The organism is Pontibacter vulgaris (assembly GCF_022758145.1).
Classification (GTDB): Bacteria; Bacteroidota; Bacteroidia; order Cytophagales; family Hymenobacteraceae; genus Pontibacter; species Pontibacter vulgaris.
Genome location: NZ_JAJVDH010000034.1, coordinates 1 through 567, shown reverse-complemented (window position 1 = coordinate 567; position 567 = coordinate 1). Strand labels below are relative to the sequence as shown.

Here is a 567-nt window from a genome sequence, read left to right as displayed (position 1 = left end):
GACGGCATTCACTTCGACGACTATTTTTACCCAAATGCCACTTTCAACGACGACGCCAGTTACTTAGCCGACCCGAGAGGATTTGCTGATCGCGGAGACTGGAGAAGAGACAATGTGAATTTGCTTATCAAGCAGGTGAGCGAAAGTATAAAATCGGCTAAACCGTGGGTTAAATTTGGCATCTCACCGTCAGGCATTTACCGCAACAGCACCGATCCTTCAATCGGATCTGCTACCAGCGGCCTGCAACACTATACCACACTGTATGCTGATTCACGCAAATGGCTGCAGGAAGGCTGGATAGATTATCTCGCGCCACAAGTATACTGGTATATTGGCCAACCTGGCGCAAACTATAGTGTGCTTATACCCTGGTGGAATAATAATGCTTACGGCAGACATATCTATGTAGGCGTAGGAGGTTACAAAGTGAATGATCCGGCAATGGGCTCTAACTGGGCTAATCCGTCTCAGGTTCCGAACCAGGTACGCATTAACAGGAAAGCGGAACACAGCAACATTTATGGTCAGGCCATTTACAATACCAGCAGCCTGCGCAGCTCAACC

General features: G+C 48.3%; 1 protein-coding gene. It reads left to right on the top strand.

From position 1 onward, the window contains the following. A partial coding sequence (locus tag LWP20_RS18195; protein WP_242929601.1) for a glycoside hydrolase family 10-like protein occupies nucleotides 1–567 on the top strand: 567 nt, incomplete at both ends.